General features: G+C 65.3%; 8 protein-coding genes. 6 read left to right on the forward strand and 2 right to left on the reverse strand.

Features of this window, described 5'->3' with window-relative positions; translation table 11 throughout:
• Positions 1 to 275: 275 nt before the first annotated feature.
• Positions 276 to 4,151: an Ig-like domain-containing protein gene (locus tag VA603_RS04510; protein ID WP_323438041.1), complete on the forward strand. Its 3,876-nt coding sequence runs from the start codon at positions 276 to 278 to the stop codon at positions 4,149 to 4,151.
• 608 nt (positions 4,152 to 4,759) lie between these two features.
• On the opposite strand, the gene VA603_RS04515 is transcribed toward VA603_RS04510, so the two are convergent.
• Positions 4,760 to 6,001: an HlyD family type I secretion periplasmic adaptor subunit gene (locus VA603_RS04515; RefSeq protein ID WP_323438042.1), complete on the reverse strand. Its 1,242-nt coding sequence runs from the start codon at positions 5,999 to 6,001 to the stop codon at positions 4,760 to 4,762.
• Positions 6,001 to 8,286, reverse strand: a complete 2,286-nt coding sequence (locus VA603_RS04520) for a type I secretion system permease/ATPase (RefSeq protein ID WP_323438043.1) — start codon at positions 8,284 to 8,286, stop codon at positions 6,001 to 6,003. The genes VA603_RS04515 and VA603_RS04520 overlap by 1 nt, the downstream gene beginning before the upstream one ends.
• A gap of 594 nt (positions 8,287 to 8,880) precedes the next feature.
• Here VA603_RS04520 and VA603_RS04525 point away from each other — a divergent pair.
• The 5 genes from VA603_RS04525 to VA603_RS04545 all read left to right on the forward strand — a co-directional run bounded on the left by VA603_RS04525 (position 8,881) and on the right by VA603_RS04545 (position 25,361).
• A complete protein-coding gene (locus VA603_RS04525; protein ID WP_323438044.1) occupies positions 8,881 to 10,593 on the forward strand; it encodes a TolC family protein in 1,713 nt (570 codons plus the stop codon).
• Between the two features lie 240 nt (positions 10,594 to 10,833).
• The gene (locus VA603_RS04530; protein WP_323438045.1) at positions 10,834 to 17,199 is read left to right on the forward strand and encodes an Ig-like domain-containing protein; all 6,366 of its coding nucleotides are present in this window, start codon (positions 10,834 to 10,836) and stop codon (positions 17,197 to 17,199) included.
• Positions 17,196 to 17,879 (forward strand): Ig-like domain-containing protein, encoded by a 684-nt coding sequence (locus VA603_RS04535; protein WP_323438046.1) that lies wholly within the window; start codon positions 17,196 to 17,198, stop codon positions 17,877 to 17,879. The genes VA603_RS04530 and VA603_RS04535 overlap by 4 nt, the downstream gene beginning before the upstream one ends.
• Before the next feature lie 166 nt (positions 17,880 to 18,045).
• Positions 18,046 to 25,011: an Ig-like domain-containing protein gene (locus VA603_RS04540; RefSeq protein ID WP_323438047.1), complete on the forward strand. Its 6,966-nt coding sequence runs from the start codon at positions 18,046 to 18,048 to the stop codon at positions 25,009 to 25,011.
• Complete coding sequence (locus VA603_RS04545) at positions 24,969 to 25,361, forward strand: Ig-like domain-containing protein (RefSeq protein WP_323438048.1); 393 nt, start codon at positions 24,969 to 24,971, stop codon at positions 25,359 to 25,361. The genes VA603_RS04540 and VA603_RS04545 overlap by 43 nt, the downstream gene beginning before the upstream one ends.
• Positions 25,362 to 25,384 lie beyond the last annotated feature (23 nt).

Raw genomic sequence — 25,384 nt, forward strand, 5'->3', positions numbered from 1 at the left:
CGGCCTTCGCGACGCGTTGATTTCAGATGAAACCCCGAGCCACGGGATGGCCGCGCTGCGGAACTGACGCTACACCAGTGCATACGGCGATGACGTCGCGCGATGAAGGAGCGTGCCTCCCCGCGGCGACCTCGTGGCCGCGCCCCCTGGATCTTTCTTGTGGGCGATGGAATCGGCACCGGATGCCCCTGGCCTCGCGCCGGTGGCATGGCATCGACAACAACGACCTGTATCGCCCCACGCGGGGCGGTTTCACTACCTGATGGAGCTGGAAATTGAACGACACCCGTAACGTGGACCCCTTGGCCGCCAGCCGTGACGCCGCCGTGCGCGGTATTGTCTACACGGTGCCCGTGATCGACGCGATCGTTGATGGCGTGGGCAGCGTGCAGGGGGCCATCGCCCCCGGTGGCTACACCGACGATGGCCGGCCGACCATCAGCGGCCGCGGCCGGCCGGGCGATCTGGTGCATGTCTATGACAACGACCTGCTGCTGGGCCGGGTGCGTGTTCCTGCCAGCGGTCAATGGTCGCTGGTGCCGCTGCGGCCGCTGGCCGAGGGCGCGCACGGGATCAGCGTTACCCACGAAGACCCGGATGGCAACACCAGCGAGTTCTCGCCGGTCTACCTGATCAACGTGGACCTGCACGCACCGGAACGGCCCGAAATCGACGCGGTCGTGGACGACCAGGGGCCGGACGTCGGCCCTGTTGCCCATGGAGGAACCACCGATGACAACACGCCAACCCTGACCGGCAAGGCGGATCCGGGCGACAAGGTCACCATTCTCGATAATGGCAACGTGATCGGCGAGACCACGGTCGGCAAGGACGGCACATGGTCGTTCACCCCGGCCACCCCGTTGGTGGACGGGCAGCATGCGTTCGAGGTGATGATGACCGACCCGGCCGGCAACCCGTCGGAGACGTCGGAGGCCTACATCGTCGTGGTTGGCACCCAAGGGCCGGAGCAGGTCGCAACAGTGACCGCGATCGGCAAGGACTGGGGCGTGAGCGGCACCGACCGTCTTACCAGCGACGGCAGCGCGGGGCGCCTGATGCAGGGCGTCATCAGCGCCCCTCTGCTGTCCGGCGAGCGGCTGCAGGTGTCCACCGATGGTGGCCGCAGCTGGGTGGACGCCATCGTTGATGGTCGCCAGTGGGCGGCACAGGACAACAACAGCCATGGCGGCAGCTGGGAGATCCAGACCAAGGTGGTGAACAGCGCCGGCAAGGCCGGTGAGGTCCAGTTCAAGAACGTGGTCCTCGATACGCTGGTACCGGATGCGCCGACCCTGGTGGCCACGGATGGCGCGTATGTGCGCGTCAACTTCAACAAGGCCGACGTCGCCGAAGGTGACATCGTCAGCATCGTAGCCGGCGGCCTGCGCCACGACCATGTCCTGACCGCGCAGGAAGCGGCAGCAGGCACCGTGCGGATCAACCCAGGCATGTCGGTGGCCCAGAGCAATGTGATGGCCGCCATCGTCGACAAGGCCGGCAACGCATCGTGCTACCTGGACCAGGGGGAGTACACCTATGTTGACTTCAGCGGTGCCAGCACGGTGGATCTCAAGGCTGGCCAAAGCGCCAGCTATGCCGGAATTCGTGTCACCTCACTGTTTGATTACAAGCAATGGCAATCGTCGCAGGCCATCAATGGTTTCAGCAGCTATGACCCTGGCATCGCCAGTGGCATGAAGATCGGTGTGGTGGGAAGCAGCCGCATCGACTTCATGGAAGGTCCGTTGACGGAACTGAAGTTCATGGTCACCAACCTTCAAGCCGATGCCTATGCATCGAGTACTGCCAGGTTCTACAGTGCAAACGGAGCGCTGGTCGGGCAACTGACACTGTCAGCAGATTGGCCGAACGCACTCAATGCGTCATTCAAGGCGCCTGCGGGTAAGGAATTCTCGTACATGGTGGTAAATACCGGATACAAGATTCCCGGAGTGAATCCGTATGGCGACTACGACTGGATCGGCCTGGACAATTTCGAGATGCGCCATGGGCCTGGCAAGCTCAATACGCTTGCCCAGCAGACCATCAGCGGCGCGAAGGGTACCTACTACGGTGGCGACGAGGACAATATCTTCTCCTTGGCCAACGTGGCGCACCTCGCCGCAACGACCGGCGGCGGGATCTCCGCAGGGCAGGGTATTGATACGCTGAAGCTGACCGGTGCCAAGCAAGTATTGGACCTTGGGGAAATCGGGCAGAAGATCGACTCGATCGAGATCATCGACATCACCGGCAGCGGCAACAACACGCTCAGGATGACGTTGGCGGACGTGCTGGCCGGTGGCGGCAGGAACCTGTTCACCAACGACGGCAAGGTGCAGATGCTGGTCAAGGGCAATGCCGGTGACCTGCTGGAGCTCAATGGCACCGCCGGCGGTCCGTTGCAGGGCGAATGGAAGATGAGCGGCACGCTGCAGGTGGGCGATGCCACCTACGTGGTGTACCGGCATTCGGCGTACGAGGCCGAGGTGCTGGTGCAGCAGGGCGTGGAGGTGCGCTCCGGGCTGACGATCGATGTGATGGGCAAGGATACGGGAACCGCCGGTGACTTCGTGACGGCCGATGGCAGTGCCGGGCGCCTGCTCCAGGGCACGGTGATCGCCGAGCTGTCCGTCGGCGCCAAGGTTCAGGTCTCGACCGACAACGGCAAGCATTGGGGCGATGCCATCGTCCAGAACGGGAAGTGGTACTTCACCGACCTGTCCGCGCATACCGCCGGTTGGAACATCCAGGCCCGCATCGTCGGCGCCAACGGCATGCCGATCCAGAGCGTGGAGCGCCAGGTGACGCTGGCCGACGGTGTCCAGGCGCCGCGGATCGTGCGCATCGCCGAAGCCGAAGGCGTGCTGACGGCGACCGAAGCGAACAACGGCGTGGACATGCAGGTATCACTGGCTGGCAGCAAGGCGGTGGTCGGTGATGTGGTCCACGTGCAGTGGGGGATTGCCGTCCACCAGCAGGTGTTGACCGCGCAGGACATTGCCGCCGACGCGGTGCTGGTCAAGGTGCCCACTGCCGTGACCCGCACCGGTACCACTACCGGCCAGGGCGTGAGCTACGACTTCGACGTGATGGCGAGCATCGTTTCGCAGGGGGTGAAGGGGCCGGCATCGGAAGCCTACCGGGTCATCGGTGGCGGGTTCTCCAGCAAGACAGTGGCCGACACCCTGAACGTGGCCGCGACCGCAGTGGTGAACGACGTGTACGACGGGAATGGCGTCACCGTGGGGACATTCGGGTCGGCCAAGCTTGCCAAGATGGCTTCCACCACCGCGACGTTGGCGGGGCTGAAGCTGGTGTCGCCGGGTGGGGATGAGGCAGGTGCCTTGTTCACGCTGGACGGCGCGGCGCGCCGGATCTCGCTGCGCTTCTCCGGCGTGGACAACGCGGGCGGCGGTGTGCAGGTCGTGGTCTACGATGTGGACGGAAAGCAGATTCATCGCGAGACCGTGACCGGGACACTCAGCTCCGGGCGCTACATCAAGGCGTTCACCTTCAATGCGGCCGAAGGGGTCGATGTGGGGAGCTTCAAGGTGATCACCAGCGGCAAGGGCGTGACCATGGATGCCTTCAGCCAGGTCGAGGCCCTGCACGTGGCCGATGCGCGTGACCCGCACAAGCTGGATGAGGTGAGCGATACCTACTACGGCAGTGCGGGCCAGGACACCATCACCCTGGGCTATGCGACGGCGACCTATCTGGCCAGCGCCGCCAACAAGGGCATCCACGGCGGTGATGGAGTGGACACACTCAAGCTGCAGGGCGCCAGCCAGGTGATGAACCTGACGCTGGCGACGTCAGCCGGCAAGCTGAGCGGCGTGGAGATCATCGACATCACCGGTACCGGCAACAACACGCTGACATTGTCGTTGAAGGATGTGCTGGAGAACGGGCAGGTGGGGTTGTTTGGCAACCCGGCCGAATCCCGGCAGCAGATGATGGTCAAGGGCAACGCCGGCGATGCACTGCGGCTGGATGACCTCCTGGGCGTAGGTGGTGAGGACCTGGGTGACTGGGTGCAGGGCGGCAGACAGGTGGTCAACGGCGTGTCGTATGCCACCTATCAGCACTCCGGCATGGATGCGGAGCTGCTGGTGCAGGACCTGGTGAAGGTGACGCTGATCTGACGGAAGGCGTTGCCGTTCACGGATGTGGCCCCGTTCCGGATGTACCGGAGCGGGGTTGCGCGGATCTGGTCTGGCCAGGAACAAGGCCCCTGCTGAAAAGCAGGGGCCTTTGTTGTTTCCGACAGGGAAGGGGCACGGGTGGAGTCCGGGGTTGACCGTCGCTTCCCGGCAGGCAAGAGGCCCGGGTGTCCTGGGTTGCAGGCGAAGGGCGCCTTTCTGCCGACCTCCTTGTCGCGCGGCAAGGGGTGAATGGAGCTGGCGCGGTCGCAGTGATGTCCAGCGCGCACACGCACGCTACCCGTGGGCAGGATAGGAAGGGGCTTGCCGCGGCCGAATCAACCGACGCGCCGCTTGGACGTGGAAACAGCCGTCGCTGGTGAAATCGTTGGAGGAGGCGCGGCCTGGAATGCCGTGGGGTGGCTCGGTGTGATGGCCAGGCCGAGGGAGGTCGGGTGCATCGGCCGCGAGGGCGGCGCCCATCACGCGGTGACGCAGGATATCCGCTGTGCCGGAAACAAAAACGCCGCCAAGGCGTTATCGACTTGGCGGCGTTGAGGTGCGGGAGAGCGGCGTGCCATCCATCCCGCTTGCGCTTGGCTGCCGACGGTTCAGCGTTCGCGGAATGCCTCGCGCGCCTTGAGGACGGGCTTGAGCAGATAGTCCAGGACGCTCTTCTCGCCGGTGCGGATCTCCACCGAGGCGACCATGCCGGGAATGATCGGCAGCTCCTTGCCGCCCGCCTGCAGGGCGCTCTTTTCGGTGAGCACGAGCACGCGGTAGTACGTGTCGTCCGCACGGCCGGCCGCGGCCTTCTGGTCATCCTTGAGCGTGTCCGGACTGATGTGCTCCACCTTGCCGGTCAGGCCGCCGTAGATGGCATAGTCGTAGGCGGTGATCTTCACCGTGGCGGGCAGGCCGGGCCGCAGGAAGGCCACGTCTTTGGGCCGGATCTTGCCTTCGACCAGCAACTGGTCCTCCAGCGGCACGATCTCCAGGATGTGCTCGCCGGGTTGGATCACGCCGCCGATGGTGTTCACCCGGACGTTCTTGATCGTCCCGTGCACCGGCGCGGTGATGGTGGTGCGTTCGACGACGTCGGCGCGACCTACCAGGTTCTCGTTGGTCTGGGAGAGCTCCATTTCCAGCTTGACCAGTTCGGAGTTGGCATCGGCGCGATAGCGGTTCTGGCGCTCGACCACCTGCGATCTGATGTCGTTGGCCTGGCGGCGCATGCGCAGCAGTTCGACGTCGGACAGCAGCCCCTTGGCGGCCAGTGGCTCGGCCAGGTTGATCTCGCGGATGGACAGTGCATAGCTGCGCTCCAGCGATGCGACGCTTTCGACCAGGGCACGGCGCCGCGCATTGAACGCACGCGTCTCCTGATCCACTTCCTCGGGGAACTCGCGTACCTGTGCATCGAACTCAAGCGGCTGGCCGTAGGCTTCGGCGCGCAGGCGGGCGATGGTGGCCTTCAGCGCGATGACCTTGCTCAGTGCCTCGCGGTAGCTGGCGTTGGCGCGGGTGGGGTCGATCTTCAGCAGCACCTGGCCCGGATTGACGACGTCGCCTTCACGCACCGACATCTCGGCCAGGATACCGCCTTCCAGGCTCTGGATGACCTGCTCACGGCTGCGCGAGATCACCTTTGCCTCGCCTTGGGTGATTTCCTCCACCCGTGCGAAATGCGCCCAGACCAGCCCGCAGACGATCACGGCCAGGACCATGTAGACAACCAGGCGCGAACCCGGCGTGGTCTGCGCGAGCAGCGACTCCTGCACGTCGTTCATGAAGGCGGCATCGGCGGCACTGATGCCGGCTTGTGTGTTGTTGCGCTTGAACCAGGCAGCCATCAGTGTGCCTCCCGGGCAGCAAGGGCCGGACGACGGGGACGCGGCGGCGGTGTGGGGTGCACGGCCTCCTCGCCGGCGGCGGAGGGCTGTGCCTCGTTGCCGCGCAGTGCTGCCATCACCACGGCCTTCGGACCATCGGCCACGACCTTGCCGGCGTCGATGACGATCACGCGGTCGACCAGGGCCAGCAGTGACGGACGATGGGTGACCACGACCAGCGTCTGGCCCTGGGTGGCGCGCTGCAGGTGCTGCAGGAACTGCGCCTCGGTCTGGGAATCCATGGCACTGGTGGGCTCATCCATCAGCAACAGTCGGGGACGCGCCAGCAGGCTGCGGGCCAGCGAGACCAGTTGGCGCTGGCCACCGGAGACGCCTTCACCCATCTCGCCGATGGGCAGGTTGATGCCGCGCGGATGGGCTGCGGCCACATGATCCAGACCGGTGAGGCGCAGCACGCGCAGCAGTTCTTCGGCGGTGGCTTCGGGTTTCCCGATCATGATGTTCTCGCGCAGCGAGCCATAGAACAGGCGCGCGTCCTGGCCGACGTAGCCCACCGCGCGACGCCAGTCGGCCGGGTCGATCTGGTTGACGTCCAGCCCACCACTGAACATCTGTCCGCCAACCGGCGCATACAGGCGTGACATGACCCGCAGCAGGGTCGACTTGCCGCTGCCGATGCGGCCAAGGATGGCAATGCGCTCGCCGGGTGCGATGCTCAGGTTGATGTCGGTCAGCACCGGTGGGTTGGGCTGCATGGGCGGCGCCGGATACGAGAAGCCAACCGCCTTGAGGGTGAGCTGGCCATCCAGGTCCGGCGCGGACAGGTAGTCGCGCCGGACGTCGCGGTCCACCGGCAGGCCCATCAAGCGATTCAACGAGGTCAGTGCCGCCTTGGCCTGCTGATAGCGGGTGGCCAGTGCGATGACCTGGCCGAGCGGCGCACTGGCACGGCCGGCCAGCATCACCGTGCCGATCAGCGCCCCCATGCTCAGCTTGCCGGCATCGATCAGGTAGACACCGGTGATGACCAATGCCACGGTCTGCGTCTGCTGCAGGAACGCCACCGCGCCGGTCGCCATGGCCGACAACCGGCGGGATTTCATCGAGGTGGTGGCCTGCAGGCCACTGAAGTGCTCCCAGCGACGCTGCATGTGCGATTGGCCGTTGGTGGCCTTCAGTGTCTCCAGCCCTTCGATCGACTCGACCAGCACGCCCTGCTTCAACGAAGACTCGCGCAGGTTCTCCTGCATTACCCTGGCCAGCGGCCACTGGATAGAGACAGAGATGATGAGGATCAGTGGAAGCACCATCGTCGTGACCCAGCCCAGTTGCCCGCCGATGGCGAAGATGACGCCGACGAACAGCAGCACGAACGGCAGGTCGGTGATGGTGGCCAGCGTGGCCGACGTGGTGAAGTCGCGGACGGATTCGAACTCGCGCAGCTGGTTGGCGAAGCTGCCCGAGGAAGCCGGCTTGTGTTCCATCTGCACCGAGAGCGCCTGCCGGAACAGCATCGAGCCCAACACCAGATCTGCCTTCTTCGCGGCCACGTCCAGCAGGTGTGCACGGACGAAGCGGATCAGGGCCTCGAACACCATGGCGACCAGCACGCCGATGCCCAATGACCACAAGGTCACGAATGCCTGGTTGGGCACCACGCGGTCGTAGACATTCATGGTGAAGAAGATGCTGGCCAACGCCAGGATGTTGGCAAGCAAGGCCGCGATGGCGGCGCTGCGGTAGTAGCGGCGATAGCGCCACAGCGTGCTGAACAACCAATGCCCCTTGGGGGTGGGCAGCATCTCACCGGCGCGGTCATCCGGCCTGGCGTGGGGCTTGGCCAGGATGGCGTAGCCGGAATGAAAGGCATCCATCTCTTCCTGGGTCATCTCCACCGGGGTGGTGGAGACTTCGGGAATCACCACCGAGTAGCGGACCTGCAGCTTGTTGTCGGTGTCGCGGAGTTCCTCGCGGCCCAGCAGGATGCAGCCACCCTGATCGGCGCGCAGCAGGATCAACGGCATCAGCTGGATAGGCAGGGCACGGGGATGGCGCTTGACCAGCCCGCCGGTGATGCCGGCGTTGGCCAGTGCCGACAGCGCAAGCGAGGGCGTGACCAGGTTGGCACGCGGCAGGCCGGCGAGCAGCGCATCGGTGCTGCGGTGCAGGTCGTAGTGGTTGCAGAGCCAGGACACGCTCTGCAGGAGCGTGTCGTCGATGCTGGTCTTCTCGGCCGCCTGCACGGCAGCATCCTCCGGTAATGCGGAGGAAGAGGGGGTGTTCATGGGGCGGATCCTGGAAGGAGGGACCGATCGCACGCGTGACCTGCCACCAACGGCGTGACGCGATGGGCGGGCTCGGATGAGCCACGGATTGTCGTCGCTGTCGTCGTGGGGGCGAATGGGACGATGCTGAAAGCAGGGTTGTGCGGTGTAGGTCGAGGGCTGAAAGCGGATGGGGAATGAAGCGTGCCCGGCAGGAGCTGGCACCTGCCAAGCGGCGAGGGGCGCCCGGTGCCGGTAACGCATGCTCCTTGACCATGCATGCGGCGTGGATGGCTGAGACGTTTCTCATGTACTTGCCGTGCGCAGCTGCCTAGGCTTCGCGCTCGTTGAGGCTTTCTTCCTGCGCGTACGCGTCCGACGTGGCGCGGGCTTCGGTTGAGGCCGAACGGAGCATGGCATGTCCATGCGTTCCCATTCCCGGTGCCGGACTGTCCAGGAAGCTGCCACAGCAGCCACGCAGGGCGGCACGTCCGGGGGTCCTATTGATGTTGCTATCCCGGTGGGGCGCGTTGCGTGCGTTGCACGTTGTTCCGAGCACTGCCTGGTGTTGAGGTGATTGTGTCCTATCGCAGGCGGAACAAGGATGTGGGTGTGGTGGTGGTCAGGCGTGATGCGTTGCCGCGTGCTTCGGTGCTGGCGATCGCCCTGGTCGCGTTGGGCATCGGCGTTGCGCGGGCCGATGAGGAGATCCTGCAATTCGACAAGGTTGCCCCGGAGGATATCGCCAGGCCACCGCAGCACGTGCGGTCCCGACGCGATGCCATCGATGAGCCGCTGAACGCGGTGGCGCCGCGCGGTGGTGATGCGCAGCAGGTGATCGATGCGATCCTCGAGGGCGTGCCACCCTTGCGCCGCCCGGTCGTGGATGAGCCGGTGCTGGTGTTCCAGCGTGCCGGTGAAGGCGGTGTGTCGATGGATCCACCCGCGGCGGCGCCTGGGCGCGAGGCCGTGGATACCGTCGCCAGCACCGCGCAGTCCCCTGCGCTCGATTTGACCTACCGGCCGACGGTGCTGGGACGCGTCCTGCCAGGTGACATCGTGCTGCCCGAGCAGGCGATGGAGCATTCCGAGCGTGAACTTCGCGATATCTTCCAGCGCGTGGTCGGTGCTGCGCTGCAGATGAGTCCCGCAGTGGGGCGCGCCATGGCCGAGCAGTCGGCATCGCTGGCCGATGTGGCCGAAGCGAAGGGCCAGCGCTACCCGCAGTTGGAGATCGGTGCACGCAGCCCATTCGTCAACTTCGGCGTCCCGGGAAAGAACACCTCGACCGAGCAGAATCTCAGTATCGACATGAGCATGCCGGTGTTCGACTGGGGGCGCCTGAGCAAGACGATCAAGAGCAGGAACCATATGGCTTCCGCCGCCGAAGCCGCGCTGCAGGCGGAGATGGAGAACCTTGCCTACGAGGCCACCTTCAACCTGATCGAGCTGGGCAAGCAGCGCCTGATCGTGGATATCAGCCAGCGCTACGTGGACCGCATGAGCGAGCTGGTGAAGATGTTGGAAGGCATCGTGGCCGTGGACCCCGGTCGGGTCAGCGAGCTGACGCAGGCACGCTCGCGCCTACTCAACGCGGAGGCATCGCGCACCAGTGCCGTGGCCAAGGCGCGCGATACCGAGATCGCGCTGCGCAAGATGGTGGGGGATCGCCCAATTCCCTCGTTGCCGGCCGGCAAGGCGTGGTCCATCCATCTGCCGGACCTGCAGTGGCTGCTGGCCGAATCGCAGAACCATCCGTCGATCCTGCAGGCGCAGGCGCAGGCCAGGTCGGCCGATCTGCAGGCGGACGCGGTGCGCTCGGCGGCGTTGCCACAGGTGAACTGGATCGTGGGCAAGACCACGGCCGAAGGCGCCGACGGCCGCGAGCCGGCGTGGCATACCGGCCTGACCTTGTCGTGGGCGGCGTTCCGCGGTGGTTCCAACCGTGCGTCGCAACGCGCGGCGCGGCAGCGCGCCGAAGCAGGGTGGCACAGTGCGGAACAACAGGTGCGCGATATCGAGTATCGCATTCGTGCGGCCAACCACGACGCTGGCGTGTTGTCTGCGCGCGCGGACCTGTATCGCGGGCTGATCGTGGAGACCAACCGGGTGCGCGAGGCATTCTACGAGCAGTGGTATCACCTCGGCCGTCGGACCCTGCTGGATGTGCTGAGCTCGGAGAGCGAGCATTACAACAACCAGGTTGCCGAAGTGGCCACGCGCTTTGACGGCTACCAGGCCGTGATCGCCCAGTACGCCACCTCCGGGGTGCTGGTGCGTTGGTTGGGCAACAGTGTGTCTGGCCGAATGGAACGTCCGCGTCCGTAACCACGCGGCTGCATGTATCCCGCGTTGCAAGCTGGGGGCTTTGCATGCCCCCAGCTTGCGGTGCCTGCCCGGCGATCCGCTTCATGGTCCAGCGCTGCCTGCTTTGGGAGCGTTCCTATGTATCTGCGGCCGGGCTGAAAACACACTTTCATCAACTGTGGGTCGCGCCGTGCGTGGGTGGCGTGGCTCTGGCTTTCGTGCGCTCGGCGACGAGTCTTCTTCCAGATAGGTGTTTCAACAATGTCCGTTATCGTTTCGGTTGTCGGTGGTAGTTCGGTGGTATCCAGCAAGGAGCTCGTGGCAGCCAAGGGTGGCAAGCCGGTGCGAATCAAGGCGATCCGTGGAGGCAAGTACGTGCTCGCCGAAGGCGAGCAGCGCATCGGGCCGGAGAACATCACCGTCAAACGGGTTGGCAAGAACCTGCTCGTCGCACTGGAAGGCACCAAGCCGGAACATGCGGAGCTGATCATCGAAGACTTCTTCGGCAGCGAAGGGCAGCTGGTGGGCCTGGCCGAGGACGGGGAGTACCACGAGTACATCGCCGTGGACGGGGAGCAGGCCAGCGCCGCGACGGCGCTGTATGACGGCAGCACCTCGCCGCTGGCGCTGGGCACGGCCGTGATCGGTGGCATCGCCAGCGCCTTGATGGCCGCACCGGTGGGCATCCTGCCGTACGTGCTGGCGGGTCTGGGCGTGGCCGCGGCGGGTGTCGCGATCGAGCGCCACAATGACGACGACAGCAAGCCGCAACCGGCCGATACCACGCCTCCGGAGAACAAGGGCATTGGCTCGGTCATCGACGACAAGGATGGCGGCAGGACCGAGCTGAAGGATGGCGCGTCCACCAACGACAATACCCCGACCCTGGTCGGCGGCGGGCAGGAGCCCGGTGACACCGTGACCATCATCGACAACGGCAAGGTCATCGGCGAAGTGATCGTGGATGACAAGGGCGAGTGGTCCTTCACCCCGGAGAAGGAGCTGGGCGAGGGTGAGCACGTGCTGGAGGTCGTCGTGACCAATCCGGCCGGCAATGCCTCCAAACCCTCGGATGACTTCACGATCATCGTCGATACGACGGCCCCCGCGAAGCCGGTGATCGGCTCGGTCATGGATGACCAGGGCGCCGTGGTTGGTCCGGTCGCCAAGGGCGGCAGCACCGATGACACGCTGCCCACGCTCAACGGCACGGCGGAGCCGGGCGCCGTGGTGCACATCTATGACAACGGCAGGCTGCTCGGCAGTGCTTCCGTTGACGGCAAGGGGGCGTGGAGCTTCACGCCTTCCACGCCGCTGGGCGAAGGTGAGCATGTGTTCACCGTCACCTGCAGTGACGCCGCGGGCAACACCAGCCCGCTGTCGGACGGCCATCTGATCGTGGTGGATACGTCCGCGCCGGGTAAGCCCAATGGCGCCGATTCGATGCTGTGGGACGATGAAGGCCCTGTCGTGGGCGAGATCAAGCCGGGCGACACCACCGATGACCGCACGCCGACCTTCAGCGGCAAGGGCGAGCCGGGCGCGACCGTGGTCATCCAGGACAACGGCAAGGAGATTGGCCGGGTGCCGGTGGGTGATGATGGCAAGTGGAGCTTCACGCCCGATACGCCGCTGGGTGATGGGGCGCATAGCCTGGACTACTACGTGGTGGACGGCGCCGGTAACGCCGGCCAGCCGTCCGATCCCATCGAATTCGTGGTCGATACCTCCGCGTTGTCGGTTCGCATCGACGGCGTCACGGACAATGTCGGCAGCGTGACCGGGCCGGTGGTGGCTGGTGGTGTCACCGATGACGCGACGCCGACCGTGCATGGTTCGGCGACCCCGGGTGCGACCGTGGAAATCCACGCCAACGGTGTCCTGCTTGGCAAGACAACGGTCGGTGCGGATGGAAAGTGGAGCTATACGCCCGCCGTCGCACTTGCCGATGGTTCGTATGCCATCAAGGCGGTGGTGGTTGCCGCGACCGGCGCAAGCCAGTCGTCCACGGAGTTTGTGATCGAAGTGGATACCACCGCGCCGGATAAGCCGTCGGCGGAGGATGCGACGTTGATGGACGACGTGGGTGCTGTTATCGGGGAGATCCTTTCCGGTGATACGACCGATGACACCCTGCCGACCTTCTCGGGTGATGCTGAGGAGGGCGCGACCATTGTGATCTACGACGACGGCACAGAGATTGGTCGCGTTGTTGTTGGCGAGAATGGCCATTGGGAATTCACCCCTGCCACTGCGCTGGTCGAAGGCGTTCACAGCTTCAGCTATGAGGTGATGGACAGGGCGGGGAACGTCAGCGAGCGCTCAGATGGCATCGAGTTCACCGTTGATACATCGGATGCACGTGTTTTCATCGAGGGTGCTGTCGATAACGTCGGCTCGAAGCAGGGGGGGCTGAAGAGCGGAAGCGTCACTGACGACGCAACACCGACCCTGCATGGGTCCGGCACGGTGGGAGGGGTCGTTAAGATCTACGATGACCTCGTCCTGTTGGGTGAAACAACGGTAGGCGCTGATGGCCGCTGGAGCTTTACACCCTCCCATTCTCTCGATGAAGGGGTGCACAACCTCAGGGCGACATTGACAACGCCTGCGCAGGGCGAGGGATTGCCAACAGGGAAGTTCGAGCTTCTGATCGACCTCACCGCCCCCGACAAGCCGTCGATCGGCAGCGTGTATGACGACCAGGGCGAGGTGACCGGCAACCTGACCTCGGGCCAGGTCACCGACGACGCCAAGCCGGAGCTGAAGGGTACCGCTGAACCGAACAGCACCATCATCATCAAGGACAACGGGGTGGAGATCGGCCGTGCGCCGGTGGATGCCGATGGCAACTGGAGCTTCGTGCCGGAGACCCCGCTGCTGCAGGGCGAGCATCCGCTGACCGTGGTGAACGTGGACGCGGCCGGCAACGAGAGCCTGCCATCCGATGCCTTCGTGGTGAACGTGGGCAGCAGTGCCGCGCCGGCCGTACCGTCGGTGACCGGTGTGATCGATGACGTGGGTACGGTGCAGGGCAACCTGCAGAAGAACGCCATCACCGATGATGCGCGTCCGACCATCACCGGCACCGCACAGCCGGGCATGACCATCTCGGTGTACGACAACGGCAAGCTGTTGGGCACCGCCGATGTGAATGCCAAGGGGGAGTGGAGCTTTACGCCGACGACGGCCCTGGCCGATGGCCCGCACAACCTGACCGCCAAGGCCACCAATGCGATGGGCAACAGCAGCCCGGAGACCGGCCCGTACCCGATCGTGGTGGACACCGCGGCGCCGGCCAAGCCGGGCAGCGGCGATGCCACGCTGACGGACAACGAAGGCTCCATCACCGGCGAGATCAAGCCCGGTGACAAGACCGACGACAGCACCCCGACCTTCGCCGGCAAGACCGAGCCGGGCGCCGAGGTGGTGATCTCTGACAATGGCAACGAGATCGGCCGCGTGACGGCCGACCCGGAAGGCAACTGGACGTTCACTCCGACCGTCCCGCTGGCCGATGGTGACCACAGCCTGAGCTACGAAGTGGTGGACCAGGCCGGCAACGTGAGCGAGCCGTCCGATCCGCTGGGGTTCGTGGTCGATACCCGCGACGTGACCGTGCGCATCGACGGTGCCACCGACAATGCCGGCAAGGTGCAAGGTGCGATCAGTGCTGGCGGCGTGACCGACGATGCAACGCCGACCCTGCATGGACAGGCCACGTCGGGCGGCACCGTCAAGATCTATGACGGTGGCGCGTTGGTGGGCCAGACCACGGCCGATGCCGAAGGCAAGTGGAGCCTGGAACTGCCGGCGGCCCTGGCGGCCGGTCCGCACAGCCTGACCGCGACCGTGACCACCGCCGCCGGTGGCGAGAGTGCGCCGACGCCGCCGTTTAGCCTGACCGTGGACCTGAGCGCTCCGAACAAGCCGGTCATCAGCTCGGTCGAGGACGACGTGGGCAGCGTGCAGGGGGCGATTGGGCAGGGCAAGACCACCGACGACACCACCCCGACGCTGAAGGGCACTGCCGAAGCCGGCAGCACCGTGCATATCTACGACAACGGCAGCCTGCTGGGCTCCGTGGTCGCGGGCGGCAATGGCGTGTGGAACTACACCCCGACCACCCCGCTGAACAACGGTGAGCACAGCTTCTCCGTGACCAGCGAAGACAAGGCCGGCAACGTCAGTGCGCTGTCCGATGCCCATGTCGTCATCGTCGATACCGTGCCGCCGGGCAAGCCGTCGATCGAGTCGGTGATGGACGATGAGGGCGGCAAGCAGGGCCCGCTGGTCAGTGGCGGCGATCCAACCGACGATGCCAAGCCGGAATTGAGCGGCAAGGCCGAGCCGAACGGCACGGTGATCGTCAAGGACAATGGGGAGGAGATCGGCCGTGCGCCGGTGGATGCCAACGGCGACTGGACGTTCACACCCACCTACCCGTTGGCCAACGGCACGCATGCGCTGACCGTCGAGGCGATGGACGCAGCCGGCAATGTCAGCCAGCCGTCGGACGCGTTCGTGGTGGACGTGCTCAATGATGGCGCCCCAGCCATGCCGTCGATCACCAGCGTGATGGACGATGTGGGTGCCATCAAGGGCAACCTGCAGAAGACGGATGTCACCGATGACGCCCGTCCGACCGTCAACGGTACGGCCGAGCCGGGCGTGACCGTGTCGGTCTACAGCAACGGGATCCTGCTGGGCACCGCAGTAGTGAACGCCAAGGGCGAGTGGAGCTTCACACCGGGTACCGATCTGGCAGATGGCCTGCACAACATTACCGCCAAGGCCACCAACGCGCTGGGCAACGACAGTGAAATGACGGGTGAGTACCCGATCACCGTGGATACCCTTGCACCGGGCAAGCCAGGTGCCGGTGACGCAGATCTGGTCGACAACGAAGGGTCGATCCAGGGCACCATCACCAACGGTTCGATCACCGACGACAGCACGCCGACGTTCTCCGGCAGCAATGCCGAGCCGAACGCCACCGTGGTCATCCATGACAACGGCAAGGAAATCGGCCGCGTGCCGACCGACGCCAACGGCAACTGGACGTTCACTCCGGCACCGGCGCTGGTGGATGGCGCACACAGCATGAGCTACCAGGTGGTCGACAAGGCGGGCAACGTCGGCGAGAAATCCGATCCGATCAACTTCACGCTGGATAGCAGCGCGGTGACGGTGCGGATTGAAGGCGCGACCGACAATGCCGGTGGCGTGACCGGCGAGCTCGCCAACGGTGGCGTGACCGACGATGCAACCCCGACCCTGCATGGCACGGCTACGGCCGGCGGCACCGTCAAGATCTACGACGGCAACAATGTACTGCTGGGTGAAGCCATCGCCAATGCGGAAGGCAAGTGGAGCTTCACGCCTGCAACGCCGCTGCCCGAAGGTGCCGTGACGCTGTATGCCACGGTGACCACCGGCGCCAGCGAGGAGTCGGAGAAGACCCCGGCGTTCAACCTGCTCCTGGACATGACTGCGCCGCTGAAGCCGGTCATCGAGAAGATCGAGGATGACGTTGGCAATCCCCAGGGTGTGCTGGCCAATGGCCAGAGCACCGACGACACCACGCCAACCTTGAGTGGCAAGGCCGAAGCCGGCAGCACGGTGCGCATCTACGACAATGGCAGCCTGCTGGGCAGCGTCGTGGTGGACGGCGCCGGCAACTGGAACTTCACCCCGACCACGCCGCTGAACAACGGCCCGCACAGCTTCACCGTGACCGGTGTGGATCCGGCCGGCAACGTCAGCGTGCCGTCCGACGCCTATGTCGTCACCGTCGATACCGTGGCCCCTGGCAAGCCGGCCATCGGCAGCGTGTACGACGACCAGGGCGGCAGCACCGGCAATCTGGTGTCCGGTGATGAAACCGACGACACCCGGCCGGAGTTGAAGGGCACCGGTGAGCCGAACAGCACCATCATCGTGAAGGACAACGGGGTGGAGATCGGCCGCGTACCGGTGGACGCCAATGGCAACTGGAGCTTCGTGCCGACGGCGCCGTTGGCCGATGGCGAGCACCCGCTCACCGTGGTGAACGTGGATGCGGCCGGCAACGAGAGCCGTCCGTCCGATCCGTTCGTGGTGATCGTGGACGGTAGCGGCGGCGGCAAGCCGGAAATCACTGCGGTCATCGATGACCAGGGTCCGAAGCAGGGCCTGGTGAATGCAGGAGAGAGCACGGATGACGTGAAGCCGAAGATCTCCGGTACCGCCAAGCCGAACAGCACGGTCAGCATCTGGGACAACAACGTGAAGATCGGCCAGGTGCAGTCCGATGCGGCCGGCAATTGGACATTCACGCCGGATGCCGCGTTGCTGGAAGGTAGCCATTCGATCCACGTGACCGCCGTCGATGCGCTGGGCAGCGAGGCTGAGCCGTCCGCTCCGTTTGCCTTCGAGGTGAATACCGGGACCCCGGAAACGCCGAGGATCAGCAACATCCGCGACGACGTGGGCGAGTATCAGGGCATCCAGCGCAGTGGTGGGCACACCGACGACACGCGTCCGACCGTCACCGGTACCGGCAAGGCCGGGATACCATCGAAGTCCGTGTGGACGGTGTCGCGATTGGTCGTGGGGTGGTGGGGGTGGATGGACGCTGGAGCGTGACGTCGAGCTTCGACATCGCCGAAGGCCTGCACATGTTCACCGCCGTGGCGGTAAGCCCTTCTGGCGTGGAAAGTGCCCTCAGCAACAGCTACGAGCTCACCATTGACACCACGCCACCGGAGAGCCCGGTCGTCATCACCGTCACCGACAATGCGGGCACCTGGAAGGGTGAGCTGGAGAATGGCGACTTCACTGACGACCGTACACCCACCTTCAGTGGCAAGGCCGAGCCGAACACCACGCTGCTGGTCTACATCAATGGCGAGGAACTGGGCTTCGCCGCCGTGGATGCGGATGGCAATTGGACGTACAGCCCGGATCCGCTGACCTATGGCGAGTACATCTTCAACTTCCAGGCGGTGGACAAGGCACTCAACCCCGGTGCGATGTCCGAGGATTGGTACGTCTACGTGGGTGCCGCCAGCCGCTCCGCCTCGACGGAGATAACCGACGAAGGCTTGCCGCAGCTGCAGGATGTCCTGGCCGAGGCGGATGCGGAGCTGCTCGTGCAACCGGCGCTGACCGAGCCGGGTCAGGCCGGTAGCGGCATGGATGCCAGCCAGGTGTCCGCTGCCCTGCAACAGGTTTCGGCCAACGCCGATGCTGGCGTGCAGGTCGGGACCGGCGTCGTCGCCAAGATGGAAGACCTGCACGTGATCGAAAGCCCGCAGCTGGGCTGATGCATGACAGGAGGCCGCTGCCAGGCGGCCTCCCTTTCCACCGGCGCTGTCACGCCAACGCTCCCACCAGAACACAGATGCAGCGGCCCCAACGGGGCCGCTGGTGTGTCCATGCGATGGCGTCAGGCAGCCGGAAGACCAAATACCCCGTAGGAGATGGAAGTAGATGAATCTGATTGTTTCGACGGTTGGCAGGGCGTTGGCGGGCAAGGGCAGGTTGCTGCCCTTCGGCGCGGCGGATGACGCAGTGCAGGCCGAATCCCTGCATCGCTACCTCGTGGCCGATGCCGCTGGCTCGGCCGCGCCAGAGCAGATCACAGTGGTACGTAGCGGCATGGATCTGAACGTGATTGATGCCAGCGCCACATCGGCGACGGCCGTGGTCATTGAGAACTTCTTCGGAAGCGAGGCGCAACTGCTGGGCCATGGCACCGAGGGAACCTATCGTGCATATGGCACGGCCGCCGAAGCGCTGCGCCTGGCTGACGGTGAATCGACGACCTTGCACCTGACGGACACGGTTGCGGTGGCGCAGGTACGGACAAGTGGCGCGCCTTCCATCGACATCGTCTGGGACGACCAGGGCGGGGTGCAGGGCGAGGTGGCCAATGGCGGTTTCACCGACGATGGCCGCCCGCTGATGAGCGGCACCGCGCCGGAAGGCGTGCTGGTCCACATCTATGACGGTGCGCTGCTGGTCGGCCGGGTGACGGCTGACGCCGGCGGCAACTGGTGGTACACCCCGCGCATTCCACTGGCCGATGGCCGGCACGAGATCACGATCCTGCACGAATACGAGGACGGCGAGGTCAGCGACTTCTCCGAGCCCTACGTGATCACCGTGGACAAGCTGATCCCGGACGTGCCGGTGATCGACGCGGTGATGGACGACGAAGGCCGGTTGGTCGGCACCATTGCCTTTGATGGCATCACCGACGACAGCCGCCCGACCATCCAGGGCACGGCCGAGCCGCATGCCTCGGTGATCGTGTATGACCGCGGCCGGGAGATTGGCCGGGCGCTGGTGGATGCGCAGGGCAAGTGGAGCTTCACGCCGGACTCGGCGCTGAAGGAAGGCCTGCACATCTTCGATTACGCGACCGTGGACCGCGCCGGCAACCAGAGCGAGCGCATCGGTGCGTTCGAGTTCAACGTGGATACCCGCCCGGAGCTGGTCAACATCCACGGCGCCGAAGATGGTGTGGGTGCGGTGACCGGCACGGTTGGTACCGGCGGCACCACCGACGACACCTTGCCGACACTGCAGGGCTCGGCCACCGCCGGCGGCATCGTCCGCATCTACGACGGCGCCACGCTGTTGGGGCAGACCACGGCCGGCTTCGACGGCCGCTGGAGCTTCACCCCGGGCACCGCACTGGCAGCAGGCCTGCATGCGCTGCAGGCGACGGTCACGCTGCCGGCCAAGGGCGAGAGCGCGCGTTCGCCGGTGTTCCAGCTGACCATCGAGGTGGAGGTTCCCAACTCGGCGCAGATCACCGAGGTGATCGACGGTCACGGCAGCGTGCAAGGCGTGCTGGGCCAGGGCGATGCCACCGATGATGCCGCGCCGACCCTGCGCGGCTCGGCCCAGGCCAACGCGACGGTACGGCTATACAGCAATGGCGTACTGCTGGGCTCGGCAGTGGCCGATGGCGGCGGACAGTGGACCTTCAAGGTGACCGGTGCACTGGCCCAGGGCGAGAACGCGCTGGTGGTTACCACCGTGGGGGCGGGCGGTGGCGAGAGTGCACCCACTGCACCGTACGTGGTGTGGGTCGATAGCGTTGCCCCGGACAAGCCGGCCATCACCAGCGTGCTGGATGATGTGGGCAGCGAGGTCGGTGAGATCCAGAACGGCGGTGTCAGTGATGACAGGCAGCCTCAGGTAAAGGGCAGCGCTGAGGCAGGAAGCACCGTGGTCCTGTTCGATGCGGGCGTCGAGATCGGCCGCACCACGGCCGATGTGAATGGGCATTGGTCGATCACCCCGGCGACCCCGCTGTCCAAGGGAACGCATACGCTGACCGTGCAGGCAATCGATGCAATCGGCAATGGCAGTACGCTGTCCGATGCCTTCGGGTTCGTGACCGAGGTCAACGGGAATGATCATCCGGCCGCGTTGGAGCTGAAGAAGCCGGTGGTGGAACTGCGCCTCCTGCTGGATTCGTCGTCGCAGACGGCGGTGAACTTCGCCGCGACCAAGCAGGCGGCGATTGATGCGCTATCAGCCTACGTGGAGCGCGGCGTCGAGGTGTCCGTGGACCTGTACTCCAATGGCCTGGTACATACGCAGAAGATCAGTTCGCAGGGGGATCTGGCCCGGTACTCGACCAAGGTCAACGAGCTCGCCATCCAGAGCGGATACAACTTCGATAGCGATCTTGATGCGGCGATACACAAGCCCTGGGGAGGAAGCCCCGCCTCAATCCTGTACATCGGGGACGGAGTGAATGCGACCGTATCGGGCATTGGAAACTATCGCAGTCTCCGGCTCCTGGTCGATGAAGGAATCCATCATCCCTTCCCAGCGACATTGGACATGTCATTCATCGCGATTCCAAAATTGCCCACGGGGACGTATCTAACGACCATGCAGAGCATGGTGACTACGCCTATCCTCGTTTCGCCGGCACCGGCGGAACTGGGCCAGATCATTCCAAAGAAGCTGGTGGTTGATACAGCAGTAGGGAATGTCGTCGACAATGATCTGGATGTTTCCCGGAACGGTAGTGAGCACCTGACCCAGGTCAGGTGCGGCGCCGAGGTGTTCCGCATCACCGGTGCGAACAAGCTGGTCATTGACAATGCGACGGGCGCGGTAAAGGCGTCGTATGACGCGGCCAGCGGCCTGCTGAAGCTGGAGACGGATGGCAGCACCCTGTGGATGTGGATGAAGAATGCGGGTGATAGCAAAGCGGGCAACTACCGATACGACGTGCTGTTCGCCGCAGGCCAGGGAGCCGGCGGCCTGAGCCAGAGCTTTGAATACGTGGTCACCAACAATCTGGGCCAGACGCAGACCTCGACGATCTTCTTCGAAGCTGTCGCAAAGAACACCTCGTACGCAGCGGACGCTCTGCTGCAAACCGGTTCCGGCGAGTTCTTGGACGCAACCGCCGCAATCAGTGGCAATGCCGGCGCAGCCGAGGGTGCGCCTCACGATGCCGTCGTACGTGCCGAACCTCGCATCGATACCGTGCTGGACAAGCACGGGCCCATCCAGGGCGCGGTTGTCCATGAAGGCTACACTGACGACGGTCGCGCCAGGATCAGCGGCAAGGCCGACGCCGGCACGACCGTGCACATCTATGACGGTGTGCTGTTGATCGGCCGGGTGACGGCGGATATCAACGGCAACTGGTCGTTCGTGCCGCGCGTGCCAATGGCCGATGGTCGCCATGAGCTGTCCATTGTCCACGAATCGCCGGCAGGTGACATCAGCGAGTTTTCCGATACCTACGTCGTGCACGTGGATAAGGTGACCCCGGACATTCCGACCGTGCACGGCATGGTCGATGACCAGGGGCGCATCATCGGTGCCATCTCGCACGGCAGCGTCACTGACGACAACCTGCCGACCATCACCGGCACCGGCGAGCCGAATGCCTTTGTCATCGTCTACGACAAGGGAGTGGAAATCGGCCGTGCGCCGGTGGATGCACAGGGCAAATGGTCCTTCACGCCGGGCGTGGCACTGGCCGATGGCCTGCATATCCTCGAGTACGCCGCGGTGGACCGTACCGGCAACCAGAGTGAGAAGACCGCCGCACTGGAGTTCCTGGTCGATACCCGTCCCGAGCGCGTCGACATCCTGCTGGCCGACGATGATGTCGGTGCCATCACCGGGGTCATCGTCAGCGGTGGCATCACCGACGACGGCACGCCAACCCTGCGTGGCTCGGCCACTGCCGGCGGCATCGTCAAGATCTACGAAGGCTCCGTGCTACTGGGGAAGGCCGTGGCGGACGTGGACGGCACCTGGCAGTTCACGCCGAGCACGCCGTTGTCCGAAGGCCCCCATACGCTGCATGCCACGGTGACGCTGGTCGCCAAGGGTGAGAGCGAGCGCAGCAAGCCGTTCACCTTGACGGTGGATGCGGTGGCACCGGTGCAGCCGGTGATTGACGGTGCTTATGACAACGTGGGCGCGGTGCAGGGGCTGATCGGCAACGGCATGAGCACCGATGACCGCACCCCGACGCTGACCGGCAAGGCAGAGGCCAACAGCCTGGTGCAGGTGTACATCGACGGCGCGCAGGTGGGTAGCGTCATGGCCGACTCCGCAGGCAACTGGAGCTTCACGCCCGGCGTGCCGCTGGTTGACGGCAGCCATCAGTTCACCGTGACCAGCCAGGATGCGGCGGGGAATCCGAGTGTGTCCTCGCAGCCCTTCACCGTGGTGGTCGATACCGTCCTGCCGAGCAAGCCGAGCATCGACCAGGTGCTGGATGACCAGGGCGCGGTGACCGGTGCCCTGAACAGCGGTGACTACACCGACGACGCCAAGCCGACCCTGGTGGGAACCACCGAGCCGTACGCCACCGTGGTCGTCAAGGACAATGGGCTGACGCTGGGCACCGCGCAGGCCAATGCGGATGGCAAGTGGACGTTCGAGCCAGGCATGCCGCTGGGCAAGGGCGAACATTCCTTCACCGTGGTGGTGGTGGACGCCGCTGGCAACAGCAGTGTGACCTCGGACCGCTTCGACCTCATCGTGGTTGATGATGAAGTTCCGGCGGCACCGGCAATCACCCGGGTGGTCGACGACGTGGGGAGCATCACCGGCGAGCTGGGCCGGCACGCAGTGACCGACGATACGCGCCCGACCATCAGCGGTACGTCGCAGGCGGGCATGACCGTCTCGCTGTACAGCAACGGCACGCTGCTGGGCCAGGTGCAGGCCAACGCCAACGGTGAGTGGAGCTTCACCCCGGGCGCGGACCTTGCCGATGGACTGCACACGATCACCGCCATCGCCACCAACCTGGCAGGCAATGCCAGCGCGCCGGCGGCGGCGTACCCGATCACGGTCGACACCACGCTGCCGGCACGCCCGGGTGCGGGTGAGGCCGAGTTGTTCGATGACGAAGGGCCGATACGCGGCGTGATCACCGACGGCAGCACCACCGACGACAGCACCCCCACCTTCTCCGGCACCAGCAGCGAGGCCAACGGCACGGTCATCGTGTACGACAACGGGCAGGTGATCGGGCAGGCGCGCATTGACGAACTCGGCAACTGGAGCTTCACGCCGAAGGTGCCGCTGGAGGACGGCGACCACGCGCTGAGCTATGCCGTGAAGGACGAAGCAGGCAATCTGGGTGAGCGGTCGGAGGCCATCGCGTTCGTGGTGGATACCCGTGGCGCGGAGATCCATATCGACGGGGCCACCGACAACGCAGGCCGTATCACCGGTGCGCTCAGCGCCGGTGGCGTGACCGATGATGCGACCCCGATCCTGCACGGGCGGGCTGCCGCCGGTGGTATCGTCAAGATCTACGACGGCGGCGTGCTGGTGGGCCAGACCACGGCCAACGCGGCGGGCACGTGGAGCCTGGAGCTGCCGGTGGCGCTGGCAAGCGGTACGCATGATCTGACCGCGACGGTGACGATCGACAGCAAGGGCGAGGGCGATCACACCGCACCGTTCACGCTGATCGTCGACCTGGAGGCACCGAACAAGCCGTCCATCGGCGCGATCGAGGACAACGTGGGCAGCGTGCAGGGAGCGATCGGCCCGGGCCAGGCCACCGATGACACCACCCCGACCCTGAAGGGCACCGCCGAAGCAGGCAGTACCGTGCACGTGTACGACAACGGCACCCTGTCAGGAAGCGTGGTGGCTGGCGCCGACGGCAGCTGGAGCTATACGCCCGCGGTGGTGCTGGGCGACGGTTCGCACAGCTTCACCGTGACCAGCGAGGACAAGGCGGGCAACGTCAGCGTGCCGTCCGATGTGCAGGTGGTGATCGTGGATACCGCTGCGCCGGGCAAGCCGGTGATCGGTGGTGTGCATGACAATCAGGGCGGCAGCACCGGCAACCTGGTGTCCGGTGCCGAAACCGACGACGCGACCCCGACGTTGAGCGGTGCGGCCGAGCCGAACAGCACCATCGTGATCAAGGACAACGGCCAGGAAATCGGGCGCGTGCAGGTCGATGGCAACGGCAACTGGAGCTTCGAGCCCGATCAGCCGCTGGACGACGGTGAGCATGCGCTCAGCGTGGTCAACGTGGATGCGGCCGGCAACCAGAGCCTGCCGTCCGACCCGTTCGTGCTCACCATCGATGCCAGCGGTGGCGGCAAGCCGGTGATCACTGCGGTGGCGGATGACCAAGGGCCGAGGCAGGGACTGTTGGCGGCGGGCGAGAGCACCGATGACGTGAATCCGAGCCTCTCCGGCACCGCGAAGCCCGGTAGCACGCTCACCGTGTGGGACAACGGGGTAAAGATCGGCCAGGCATTGGCCGATGCCAGTGGCAACTGGAACTTCACGCCTACGGTCGCGCTGCAGCAGGGTGCCCATTCGATCCATGTCACGGCCGTGGATGCGCTCGGCAGCGAGGGAGAGCCGTCCGAGGCATTCGCGTTCACGGTGGATACCGCCGTGCCGGAAACGCCGAAGATCAGCAACCTGCGCGATGACGTGGGCGGCTACCAGGGTATCCAGCGCAGCGGCGGCCACACCGACGATACGCGACCGATGGCCACGGGTACCGGCAAACCGGGTGACCTCATCGAACTGCGTGTTGATGGTGTTGCCGTCGGCACGGCGGTGGTCGGTGCCGATGGCCGTTGGAACGTGCCGCCATCGACCGACCTGGCCGAAGGCCTGCACACCTTCACCGCGGTGGCGATCAGCCCGTCGGGCGTGGAAAGCGCGGCCAGTGCCGGGTACCTGATCACCGTGGACACCTTGCCGCCGGAAAGCCCGGTGGTGGTCTCGGTGGTGGACAATGCCGGCAGCTGGACGGGCGAGCTGCACAATGGTGACTTCACCGATGACCGTACACCCACCTTCAAGGGCAAGGCGGACCCGAGTTCGACCCTGCTGGTTTTCATCAACGGCGAGGAAATCGGATTTGCCGAGTGGATGCCAACGGTGACTGGACCTACACCGCCGAGCCACTGACCTATGGTGAGTACACCTTCACGTTCCAGGCCGTCGACCGCGCCCTCAACTACGGTGAGCTTTCCGAGGGGTGGGTGGTCATGGTCGGTGCCGCCAGCCGTTCGCCGGCGGTCCCGTCCGAGGGCGATGCACTGCCCATGGTCGTCGACCTGCTGGTCGACGGGGAGTTGGGCTTCGGTGATGCAGCGAGCGTTGCCTCGGCGGAAGGCGAGCCGGTCATGCTGAGCGTTGCCGACATCAGTGCCGCCTTGCAGGAACCGGCGGTGGTCGGTGGCGTGCAAACGTCAACATCGGTGCTGCCGATGGAGCTGCCCACCGTACAGCCAGTGGAAACGCATCTGCTGGGCTGATGCGGTACGGGTGAGAGGGATTC

This window comes from Stenotrophomonas capsici, assembly GCF_034961085.1.
Lineage (GTDB): Bacteria > Pseudomonadota > Gammaproteobacteria > Xanthomonadales > Xanthomonadaceae > Stenotrophomonas > Stenotrophomonas capsici.

What these genes read in the sequence shown, in the direction of transcription:
- VA603_RS04540 (WP_323438047.1), top strand. Translation starts at nt 18,046, where the DNA reads ATGAATCTGATTGTTTCGACGGTTGGCAGGGCGTTGGCGGGCAAGGGC.
- VA603_RS04530 (WP_323438045.1), top strand. Translation starts at nt 10,834, where the DNA reads ATGTCCGTTATCGTTTCGGTTGTCGGTGGTAGTTCGGTGGTATCCAGC.
- VA603_RS04520 (WP_323438043.1), bottom strand. Translation starts at nt 8,286, where the DNA reads ATGAACACCCCCTCTTCCTCCGCATTACCGGAGGATGCTGCCGTGCAG.
- VA603_RS04515 (WP_323438042.1), bottom strand. Translation starts at nt 6,001, where the DNA reads ATGGCTGCCTGGTTCAAGCGCAACAACACACAAGCCGGCATCAGTGCC.